Source organism: Thermococcus sp. (assembly GCF_027066465.1).
In the GTDB taxonomy this organism is placed as follows: Archaea; Methanobacteriota_B; Thermococci; order Thermococcales; family Thermococcaceae; genus Thermococcus.
Window position 1 is genome coordinate 1 of sequence record NZ_JAMONU010000105.1, and the last position, 10,675, is coordinate 10,675.

Annotated in this window: 11 protein-coding genes; 3 read left to right on the forward strand and 8 right to left on the reverse strand. The window is 54.5% G+C overall.

The features are described from left to right. Together MVK46_RS04840 and MVK46_RS04845 are read right to left on the reverse strand one after the other, a co-directional pair. Nucleotides 1–136 (reverse strand): ATP-binding cassette domain-containing protein (locus MVK46_RS04840; RefSeq protein WP_367182631.1); only part of this gene is annotated, 136 nt, incomplete at its 3' end. Beyond that, complete coding sequence (locus MVK46_RS04845; protein ID WP_297535517.1) at nt 130–1,755, reverse strand: iron ABC transporter permease; 1,626 nt, start codon at nt 1,753–1,755, stop codon at nt 130–132. The genes MVK46_RS04840 and MVK46_RS04845, both read right to left, overlap by 7 nt. A gap of 85 nt (nt 1,756–1,840) precedes the next feature. On the opposite strand from MVK46_RS04845, the gene MVK46_RS04850 reads away from it, so the two are divergent. Both MVK46_RS04850 and MVK46_RS04855 read left to right on the forward strand, forming a co-directional pair. Beyond that, entirely contained in the window at nt 1,841–2,863 is a 1,023-nt protein-coding gene (locus MVK46_RS04850) for a P1 family peptidase (protein WP_297535518.1), read from the forward strand. 127 nt (nt 2,864–2,990) lie between these two features. Further along, nucleotides 2,991–4,598, forward strand: a complete 1,608-nt coding sequence (locus MVK46_RS04855) for a radical SAM protein (RefSeq protein ID WP_297535519.1) — start codon at nt 2,991–2,993, stop codon at nt 4,596–4,598. On the opposite strand, the gene MVK46_RS04860 is transcribed toward MVK46_RS04855, so the two are convergent. Genes MVK46_RS04860 through MVK46_RS04875 form a run of 4 tightly spaced genes read right to left on the reverse strand, consistent with a single transcriptional unit; the run spans nt 4,595 to nt 7,965 of the window. Beyond that, on the reverse strand, nt 4,595–5,440 hold the full coding sequence (locus tag MVK46_RS04860) for a deoxyribonuclease IV (protein ID WP_297535520.1): 846 nt from the start codon (nt 5,438–5,440) through the stop codon (nt 4,595–4,597). The genes MVK46_RS04855 and MVK46_RS04860 overlap by 4 nt on opposite strands. 32 nt (nt 5,441–5,472) lie before the next feature. Beyond that, nucleotides 5,473–6,537 (reverse strand): hypothetical protein, encoded by a 1,065-nt coding sequence (locus MVK46_RS04865; protein ID WP_297535521.1) that lies wholly within the window; start codon nt 6,535–6,537, stop codon nt 5,473–5,475. Then, on the reverse strand, nt 6,494–7,660 hold the full coding sequence (locus MVK46_RS04870) for a DUF373 family protein (RefSeq protein ID WP_297535522.1): 1,167 nt from the start codon (nt 7,658–7,660) through the stop codon (nt 6,494–6,496). The genes MVK46_RS04865 and MVK46_RS04870 overlap by 44 nt, the downstream gene beginning before the upstream one ends. Next, nucleotides 7,660–7,965 (reverse strand): MTH1187 family thiamine-binding protein, encoded by a 306-nt coding sequence (locus MVK46_RS04875; protein WP_297535523.1) that lies wholly within the window; start codon nt 7,963–7,965, stop codon nt 7,660–7,662. The genes MVK46_RS04870 and MVK46_RS04875 overlap by 1 nt, the downstream gene beginning before the upstream one ends. 91 nt (nt 7,966–8,056) lie before the next feature. Here MVK46_RS04875 and MVK46_RS04880 point away from each other — a divergent pair, with 91 nt between their 5' ends. Next, a complete protein-coding gene (locus tag MVK46_RS04880) occupies nt 8,057–8,674 on the forward strand; it encodes a TIGR00296 family protein (RefSeq protein ID WP_297535524.1) in 618 nt (205 codons plus the stop codon). 13 nt (nt 8,675–8,687) lie between these two features. Here the strand turns inward: MVK46_RS04880 and MVK46_RS04885 are convergent, their stop codons facing one another. Both MVK46_RS04885 and MVK46_RS04890 read right to left on the reverse strand, forming a co-directional pair. Then, nucleotides 8,688–9,200: a hypothetical protein gene (locus tag MVK46_RS04885; protein WP_297535525.1), complete on the reverse strand. Its 513-nt coding sequence runs from the start codon at nt 9,198–9,200 to the stop codon at nt 8,688–8,690. Nucleotides 9,201–9,438: 238 nt separating this feature from the next. Further along, on the reverse strand, nt 9,439–10,675 hold a 1,237-nt coding region (locus MVK46_RS04890; protein WP_297535526.1), incomplete at its 5' end, for an RsmB/NOP family class I SAM-dependent RNA methyltransferase.

Genomic DNA, 10,675 nt, shown 5'->3' on the forward strand with positions numbered 1-10,675 from the left:
TCCTCAGCGTCGTTGTCTTTCCGCAGCCGCTCGGACCGAGCAGCGTTAGGAACTCGCCGTCCCTCACCGAGATGTCAACGCGAAGCTCGAAGCCCTCCCACCGTTTGGAAACGTCCCTAAGCTCAACGCTCACCATACCTCCTCACCTATCCTCTCGATGATTATGAAGCCGAGCGCGGATATCACCATAAGCAGTACTGCGAGGGCCGATGCACTGCCGAACTGCCTCGCGCCGAGGAACTTGTAGACCGCTATCGTCATCGTCGTGTATTCCGGGGTCGCGAGCATGTAGGTTGCCCCAAGCTCGGCTATGCTCATCGCGAAGGCGAATATAGCCCCAACAACGAGTCCGCCTGCCGCGAGGGGAAGCTCGACCTTCAGGAAGGCTTTCAGCTCCCTCGCTCCCAGACTCAGCGCCGCCTCGTAGAGGTTCTTTTTAATCTTCTTGAGGCTCGTTGAAACAGCCCTCAGAACGAATGGGTAGGCTATAACGGTGTGAGCTATCGCGATAATCCAGAAGGTGTAGTAGAGCGGCGTGCTGTGGAAGAACTTGATGTAGGCGAGGCCTATGGTTATCGGTGAGCTCGCCAGCGGGAGCATCGCGAGGACGTCGAAGAGCCTCTTCCCCCTGAAGTTCCAGCGGTGGAGCGCGTAGGCTATCGGCAGTGCCACGAGGGTTGAAAAGACCACCGTTGCGAAGCCAAAGGCGAGGGAGTTCTTTATCGCACCGAGCGTCGAGGTCCCGAACATGGGGTTGTACTCAGGGGAGAAAACCCTTACGTAGTTCTCCAGGCTGAGGTGTCCGTTGAAAAGGAGCGAGTCGTAAACTACAGCCAGGAGCGGTGCGACTATGAAAAGGAAGACAATGAGAGAGTAGAGGACGATGAGAACGCCTTTAATTCCCCTGAAGTCTGAGAGTGAGAGCCTCCTCGGTTTCCTCATTACCCTCTGCTCCTCCCTCTTCGCGTAGGCGTCGAGGGAGCGGAGGTAGAGGTACATGAAGAGGGCGCTCAGGGCCATCTGGATAGTTGCCAGCGCCGCGCCGGTCCTGAAGTCGAGGAGGGTCATCACGGATGTGAAGATGTCCACCTCGATTGTGGCGTACTTGTAGCCGCCGAGGATTAGCGGAATTGAGAAGCTCAGGAAGCAGAAGACGAACGTCAGCATCGCCGACGCGAAGATTGCCGGCGAGATTAAAGGCAGGGTTACCTTCCAGAAGAGCCTAAAGCCCCTCGCACCGAGCGTCTCGGCCATCTCCTCGTAGTGCGGATTAACGCGCTGCCAGAGTGAGGAAACCATTCTGACCACTATCGGGAAGTTGTAGAAGGCGTGGGCGATGAGGATTGCCTTCCACGTGTAGATTATTCCCGGATTGTGGCCGATGAGCTGGGCTATGAAGCCGTCCCTTCCGAAGAGGAGGACGAAGCCGAGGGCGACCATTATGCTCGGCATGACGAACGGAACCGTCAGGATTGCCCTGATGACCCTTTTGCCTGGGAAGTCGTAGTTGGCGAAGATGTACGCTCCCGGCAAACCGAGGAGGAGCGTCAGAATCGTCGAGGCTATCGCCTGCTCGATTGTGAACGCTATAACACCCCGGTGGTAGCTGTTCTCCAGAACAGCCGATACGAACTTCAGGGTTGGGCCGTTCTCCCAGAGGCCCATCTTGAGAATATCCGCCATTGGCAGGTAGAAGAAAACCAGCAGGAACACCAGCGGGAAGGCTATGATTGGGTAGCTCGGCCTGAACCTCATGGGCAAAACTCGTTTTTGACTCTTTATAAGTCTTGATTGAGCAAGTTTGTTAAATCTCCCTAGATACCTAATAACGGGTGATACCATGAAGGCCCCCGAGCTGGGAATCAAAATAGGTGTTTTCGAGCACGGGAGGAGGAATTCGATGGCTGACTTGGGGGTTAAAGTCGGCCATGCGACTCTCATCGAGGGAGAAGACGTCAGAACCGGCGTGACCGTTCTCCTACCGCCGGTCAAAAACCCCTACAAAGAGAGGCTCTTCTCGGCCACTTTCGTCATGAACGGCTTCTCCAAGCCGATAGGCTTCGTTCAGGTTGACGAGCTCGGCTACATCGAGACGCCGATAGCGTTAACCAACACGCTGAGCGTCTACACGGTCGCGAGCGCGGTTGTGAAGCACATGATTGAAATGAACCCCGATTTGAAGAGCGTTTCCCCTGTCGTCATGGAGTGCAACGATTCCTATCTCAACAACATCAGGAAGATGGCCGTTGAGGAGGAGCACTACTTCGAGGCGGTCAAAAACGCCTCACTGGACTTCGAGGAAGGAGCGGTTGGAGCGGGAACCGGAATGAGCGCCTTCGAGTTCAAGGGCGGGATAGGCTCCTCTTCGAGGGTTGTTGAAATTGGCGGTGAGAAATACACCGTTGCCTCGCTCGTTCTGGCGAACTTTGGAAAGCGGGAAGATTTGACAATCGCCGGCGTTCCGGTCGGCCTTAGGCTGAAGGATTACCCGGGAAGGGGGACAGTAGGAAGGGGTAGCATCTCGATGGTTGTTGCAACCGATGCCCCGCTGACGGCGAGGCAGCTTAGAAGACTCGCGAAGAGGGCTATAATAGGTCTCGCGAGGACCGGCGGCTACGCCTATCACGGCAGCGGCGATGTCGTCCTGGCCTTTTCGACGGCCCAGACCGTTCCCCTTGATAAGGAGCCGCACCTCATCAGCTTTCTGCCCGACAACGCCCTCAGCAGACTATTTAAGGCGACCGCAGAGGCGACGGAGGAGGCTATAATCAACGCCCTACTTCAAGCTAAAACCGTTGAGGGCAACGGCCACGTGAGGTACGCCCTTCCGGTTGAGGAGGTTCTCAAAATGCTCCGCTCCTGAGTTCACACCTTTTATTACTCTGGTTCAACATTAAAAACAAAAAAATTTTTCGATGCAACCGTATAAACACTGCAGATGCGAAATTCTTAAATATGAAGTTTTTCCTTCATATCATTGGTGGTGAGAAATGGTGAGGGTGGTTTTAACAACGGATGAGACCCTCACGAGCACGTATCATGACGTTCCTCTGCTGGACTTCCTCGGCTGTGCCCCCTACGATAAGCTCCCCCACTGGATTTACAGGATACTCGACAGCCAGGTTCCGGATGAAAACGGCGTCCTGACTCAGGCTCCCTACGGCTTAAGGAAGATTGAGGCCGCTCTTTTAAGGGACGGTTTTAAGAGGGATGAGGTGGTCGTTGCCCATCCGAGGAAGGTGGAGAAGTTCATTGACGAGGACACCACGATAGTTTCCCTCTACGAGATGGACCCGCTCGGCCTCGGCCCCGTGAGCATGATGTTCACGAACGGCGGCCAGTGGAGGAACTACACGAGCGTCAAGTTCAAGGAGCTTGTTGAGAGGATAAACAGGGTCAGGGAGAGAAGGAACCTCAAGTTCAAGCTCGTCGTCGGCGGTCCCGGGGCCTGGCAGCTCGACTTCAAAAGGGAGGAGCGCGAGAGGCTCAAGATAGACCACGTGATAATCGGCGAGGGCGACCACGTCGTTGGAGAGCTTTTCAGGGACATCGAGAGCGGGAGCGCCGATGAGACCATAACCATAAGAACCTGGCCCAGGGTGGAGCAGATTCCAACGATAGTCGCCCCCTCCTACAAGGGACTCGTCGAGGTCATGAGGGGCTGCGGGAGGGGCTGTCGCTTCTGCGAGCCCAACCTCAGGGTCGCCCGCTTCATTCCCCTCGAGAACATAGAGAAGGAGATTGCCCTTAACGTGAGGTACGGGATAGACCACGCGTGGCTTCACAGCGAGGACATATTCCTCTACAAGGTGCAGGACAGGAAGAACTTCTACCCGAACGTCGAGGCGGTGATAGAGCTGTTCGCGATGGCGAGGAAGTACACGAGGCACGTGAACCCCACCCACGGAACGGTTGCGGCCGCCTTAGCGGCCCCGGGAATGATTGAGGCTCTCTCCGATATAGTTGAGGCGGGACCCAACCACTGGGTCGGCATACAGGTCGGCTTTGAGACGGCCGCGCCCGAGCTTATAGGGAAGTACATGAACAACAAGATGAAGCCGTTCTCCCCCGAGGAGTGGCCCTGGGTTCTCCTCAACGGAACCTACGTCTTCAACAAAAACTACTGGTTCCCGGCCTACACAACCATACTCGGACTTCCGGGGGACACCGATGAGTACGAGATAGAGACGGCACGGCTTATAATCACGATGGAGAGGGAACTCGAGGAAAAGCTCGGTAGCAGGGCTCACTTCACGGTGACGCCGCTGGCCTTCGTTCCGATGGGCCTCCTTAAGGGTGAGGAGTTCTACAGGATTGAGGACATGATAACCTACGGCCAGTTCCTCCACCTCTACTACGCCTGGAGGCACCTCGGCAGGGAAGTGATAAGGGGTCTGCCGCAGCTCCTCAGGGGCAACCCGTTCCTCATTCCGTTCTATCCGCTCGCGCGCTTCGGCGTGAGGGTCGTCCTGAAGCAGATAGAGAAGTGGGGCAAAAAGAAGGGCTACGAGGTTAAGCCCCTCGAACCCCTCGATGTACACATCGAGGTTGAGGAGCACAGGTGGTTCAGCCAGCCGAGCCTCGCCGAGGCCTACTAAACCCTTATCTCCTCGTACTTTTTCTTCATCAGGAGGGCGTCCTCCTCGATGTTGGGGCTCTCGCTTATGACGACGCCCTTGACGCGGAACTCCTTGAGAACCCTGAGCAGGTCTTCCCACTTTATATCGCTCTCCCTGAGGGGAAGGTGCCGCTTTTCTCCCTTCTCTGTGTACTCGATGCCGCTCATGTGGATGTGCATGTTGTCCAAAGCTTCTCTTCCCAGACGGTCTTCGATGTAGCTGAGCATCTCGCGCCACTCTTCAATTGAGTTGCACTTCCCCCTGTTCCTCGCGTGGGCGTGGGCGAAGTCTATTGCCGGGAGGACTGTTTCAAGCTCCTCGCTGAGCTTTACTATCTCCCTCAGCTCCCCGAACTGCGTTGGCTTTCCCGTCAGCTCGGGCCTGAGCCACACCTTTATTCCCCTGTCGAGTAGCTCGCGCTCTACTTCCTTCAGCGCGTCCCTTATCCTGCTGTACACCTTCGCCGGGTCCTGCTTCATGTAGTAGCCGGCGTGAAAGACGACGCTCCAGCCTCCCGCCTGATAGAGCCTCTCGGCGCTCTGGATTATCCGCTTTTTGCTGGCTTCAACCTTTGCCTTCTCGCTCGCGTTGAGGTTGATGTAGTAGGGCGCGTGGGCCGTGAGAAGGACGTCGTGCTTTTTGGCGACGTACTTGATTTTCTTCGCGAGTTCCGGCTTCAGATTAACCCCCCTGACGAACTCCAGCTCCATGGCATCTAACCCGAGGTTCCTCACGTGGATTATGCCGTCTATCGTTGAGCGCTTCGGCGTTGAGAGGGGTATCCCGGCGGTTCCAAAGCGCAGTCTGTCGACCTTAAACATTTCTCTCACCGGGTTAATTAGGATGCCCTAACTTAAAAGTCTACCTCAACGTTTTCACCGAGGATCTTTTCCATGAGCTTAAGCTCTTCCTCAAGCTCCTCCCGCAGGTGCTCAAGCTTTCTCTCAAGCTTCTTGATTGAGTCCTCGACTTCGAGAATCTCCCTCTCGATTTCTCTGATGTTGTCCTCAAGGGTTCTCAGCGATTCTTTTTTCTCCTCAAGAATCCGCTGCCTTTTCGCTATTTCCTCCTCCAGTTTCCTGACCTCGGCGACCTTCTCATCGAGGTTTTTGAGAATCCACTCCGCCGATTTCCTGGCCTTTCCCTCAAAGCTGTTTCTCATGTTTGATACAAGCTCCAGAAACTCCTTCGGTCTTTGAATGGCGACCCCGCTGTCCCGCGCAACCTCGTCGGCCAGTCCGCCCAGGCGCATTCTTCTCAGCGGTTTTTGAAGTTTTGAAACCTTTGAGCGGACTTCTATCTCGATTCGCCTCTTTGCGGCTTCAAGCTCCTTTATCTCGCTCTCCACATCGTCTATGCCCTCTTCCCGGGCTTTTTTCTCGAGTTCGTTTTTCTTCTCTTTGAGGGATTTTTGAAGTCTTTCCAGCCTCTCCTTTTCCCTCTCAAGTTCGGAGCTTGTTTCTTTAATATCCTCAATGATTTCCGGTAGCCTAACTTCAGGCACGCTGAGCCCCTCAAGTTCCCTAACGTACTCAACGTAGTCCTCGTTCATCTCCTTGAGTAGCCTGTTGATTCCGTAGAGTTCTTTTTCAAAGACCATGAGGAGGTACCTTCCGTGGTCCACGTGGAGCTTCGCCAGTTCGGGAAGCCTCTTGCCGAGGTCTTCAACCGTCTCAACGCCGTCCAGGGCCCTTCGCAGGGCGGAGACGTACTTCTCCCTGTCCGTGAGAATCCTCTTCGCAAGCTTTTCGTCTATCCCTTTTGGGAGCTTTTTCTTTTCAAGGGAGGAGAGCCCCTTTAGGATTTCTTTCTTTTTCTTGACGACCTTCCTGTTGAACTCCTTCCTGAGCCTTTTCAACCTCTTTATGCTTTCTTCACGCCTCTGCTCGTACTCCTCTATCGCCCTCTTCAGCTTCAACTTTCATCCACCCTCTGACTTTTCCCCTCGTGTACACTCCCACCAGAACGGCAAGGGTTACGTCGAGAACCGTGAGAACGAGCTTTTTAAAAACATCAATGTCCGAAATAGTCAGTATCGCCATTGCATACCTGGTCGTCAGGTCAACGGTTACCCATATTGCAGGGGTCATGAGCAGGGCCGAGATGTGGTACCATATGTGGTGGTCCCTTTTTAGGTATGCGTGAACGACTTTTCCGGCCAGCATCACCGCTATTCCCAAAGCTAAGGAGCCGGCCATGGCGTTGAGGTATATGAGGGAGGCCAGCAGAGGCGTTCCCGGGTAGCTTCCTATGAGCTGGAGGGAGTACGTCTCAAGGTAGAGGTAGGCCTTGATTGCGCCGCTGACTATTATGAGAAGCCCGGACACAAACGACAGAACCACTATGAACTGCTCCACAACGGCTTTCTTCAGGGCGCCGACGATTCCCCTTACGTCGATGTTGAAGCCCTTCGTGAAGAAGATTCCGCCGATTATGAGAAGAACCGTTCCCCATATGACGGTTGAGACTATCTTCTCGCTCTCGGGATACCACACGCCTATAAGCTTCGAGATGCCGTAGAGCAGGGCCATCAATCCGGGAATCCCAAAGACGACGCGCGCGACCTCTGGGTCGCCGAGGATTTCCTTCATGTACTTCACTATTATGTACCACGTCGTCTCTATTCCGGGACTCTGCTTGACGACGACGCGGTGGGAGGTTACTATTGGGACCTTCGAGGCTATAATGGGAAAAATCTGCTCATCTTCGGCTCCATCGGTAACGGGGATAATCCCATCAGCTGGAAACCTCTTTAAAACCTCTTCAAGTTGCCTAACCAGTTCCATATCGCTCTTCAGACCAACCTTGGGGTGGCCCGTTATGAGGGCAACCTCTACCTCGTCGAACTGACCGCCCTTCTCAAGCTCGTCCCTCAGCTTAACGGCCGCGTAAACGACGTTCGCGTCGCTGTCCTCGGGGTCGGCGAGGCTGAGCTTCAGGGCGGCATCGATACAGGCATCTCGCCCTATGACAGGACCCTTAACGCCCGCCTTCTTGCCGAAGTCGTCGTCCCTGTCTATCGCCAGAACGAGAACCCTCATCACCGCACCTCTCCAACCTTTTCGAGGACGGATTTGACCTTGTCCTCCATGTGCCTCTCCTTGTCGCGCCTGTCGTCAATCCTTATCGTTGTGGAAACCCTCTTCGCGCCGAGCTTGAAGGTCAGCTCGTGGGCCTCCTCGATTATATCGAAGGCCTCCCTAACGGTTTTTGTCTCGATGATGGTGGCCATCGGCGTCAACTGATATTTAACGCCCTTCCTCTCTAAAAGCTTTATCACCTCGGCAACGTACCTGCTCAGGCTCTTCTCCCCCAGGGGAACGACCACGAACTCGACGATGACCACCTTCGACACCCGCTTTAATCTTTCTCGGCAGTAATTTAAGGGTTGCGATAGGTTAATAAACTAACATGAAGTAATTTTAACGGGTGAGAGCATGTACAGGATTAAGGACGAGTGGGGTGAGTTCTTGGTTAAGCTCGCGAGGAAAGCCATAGAGGAGTACGTGAGGCACAGGAGGGTCATAGAGCCGCCGGAGAACACACCGCCGGAGCTCTGGGAGAAGATGGGTGTCTTCGTGACCCTCAATCGCCACAACGTTCCAAAGGAGATGGCGCTTCGCGGGTGCATAGGATTTCCCCTGCCGATTTATCCTCTGGTTGAGGCGACGATAAAGGCGGCAATCTACGCGGCGGTTGACGACCCCCGCTTTCCACCGGTCAGGGAGAGCGAGCTTGACGACATAGTCATTGAGGTCAGCGTCCTGACCCCGCCGGAGCCGGTAGAGGGCCCACCTGAGGAGAGGCCGAGGAAGATAAAGGTCGGCAGGGACGGTCTAATAATCGAGAAGGGCATCTACTCGGGCTTACTGCTCCCGCAGGTGCCAATAGAGTGGGGCTGGGACGAGGAGGAGTTCTTAGCTCAGACCTGCTGGAAGGCCGGCCTGCCACCGGACTGCTGGCTCGACCCGGACACAAAGGTCTACCGCTTCACCGCTGAGATTTTCGAGGAGGAGTGGCCGAGAGGGCCAGTAAGGAGGAAACCGCTAGTATGAATAAAAAAGAAAATTAGACGGGGTATCTGTTAAACGGCCTGTAGTGAACTTTCTTTCCCACCAAAAGAAACAGAACAGCAAAAACCAAAATCAGTCCTATTAAACCCAAAGCCCTCGCAACGTCTCCCATGTGAGTATGCGGGAATACAACAACTGCCAGAACGAATCCAACCACCGCACCGAGCCAAGCGTACATAAATGCTGGCATGCTCGGTAGAAGCTCCTCACGATAAATCAGAGCGAGGGCACCGACGGTAAACGTCACGAACGTGTTTACTGCTAGTGATGGGCTTATTGGGGCTATTGCAATTGAGAGGAGTGCTATCAACCCAATTAAGATAACGGCCTTCTTCTTTTTGCTTTCTTTCCAGTCCTTCGCCGACCACACTCCTAAGAATATCGCGAACGATGCTACCGCCAGCCCAAGGGCGTAAGAAGTTTCTACTCTGATTACCTCGACAAAGTACGCGAAGAAGCCTGCCGAGAGTATAGCTGAGTACAGGCAGCCCTTAAGAGTGTTTTTCATAGTAACACCCATATTGTGTTACTTGACGAGCATTTAAAAGGTTTTTGAGAACATTAAGTTGTATCGTTAATGCTCATTTATTGTGCATTCACGGAGTTCCCTCCATGAGCCTTTAAGCTTCCTGCGTTCCCCCGGTTTCCCATGAATACGCCCGGACCTCAACAGGTTTGCCAGTGCAAACACGTCATCAAAATCAGACGTCACGCTCTCCATGTGTGGAAATTGGGGAAGAATGGTTTTAACCCTTTCCCATCTTCGCCATGAAGAAGCTGTTGCAGTCGTGCCTGTGCGTCCACGCGCGGAAGACCTTATCGCCGATTTCGAGGAAGCCCCTATCACCCCAGCTGAAATCGTAGGGAAGAAGCTCCAGTCCAACCCTCTCGACGGCGAAGAGGACGTTCTCCTCGTCTTCATCAACCCTGATTGAGCACGTCGAGTAGGTCATTTCCCCGCCTTCGCGGAGGTTCTCGTAGGCGTTGCGGAGCATGTTCCTCTGGACGCTTATTATGCGCTTGATTTTCCTTTCATCGAAGCGCCACTTCACTTCAGGGAACTGCCGGTAGGTTCCGGAGCTTGAGCACGGGGCGTCGAGGATTATCCTGTCGAACTTGGCCTTGTCCCTAAAGCTCTGCCCGTCCGCGTGAACCAGCTTGACGTTTTTGATTCCGAGGAGCTTCATCTTCTCCTTCATGCGCATCAGCCTGTCGTAGGAGTAGTCCACCGCGACTATCTCACCCCTGTTCTCCATTAACGCGGCGGCATGGAAGGTTTTTGAACCTGGAGCAGCGGCCAAATCAAGAACCCTCTCGCCCGGCTCCGGACTGAGAACGTGGGCGACGTAAGCACTTGCCAAATCCTGAATGACGAACTTCCCCTCTTTATGCCAGCCAAGCTTCGTCACCGGCGTCTTGTAGTCGAGGACTTTCAGAACGTCCGGGACTGGCGTTAGGGCAGTCCTCACGCCGTTCTCCTCAAGGTAATCGCGGAGGGAGTCCACGTCGGTCTTGAGCGTGTTCGCGCGGACGTAGTACCTCTGAGGCCTGTTGTTGCTGAGGAGAAGCCTTACAGCTTCGTCGTAGTCGAGGATGTTGATAACGTACTCAACGTACCAGCGCGGGTGGGAGAACCTTACGGAGAGCCACTCAATCTTATCCCTCTCCTTGAGCCTTTTCAAGGCCATCTCCACGTCGAACTTCTCTATCGAGTGCATCAGCGCGTTGACGAACTTCGCCCGGCTGAAGTCGAAGCGCTTCTTAACGACCCTCACGACGGAGTCGGTAACTATGGCGGGAGGAACCTTCCGGAAGTGGATTTCAAACGTCCCGATTCGGAGGAGATTAGCGAGGTAGGGGTCGAGGTCTTCAACCTTCGAACCCTTCAGCACGGAGTTGATGATGAAGTCTATCTTCCCCCTCCACTTCTCAATCTCGAAAACGTAGGCGTGAGCCAGTCCGCGAGCCTTCTCCCTGTCCTTT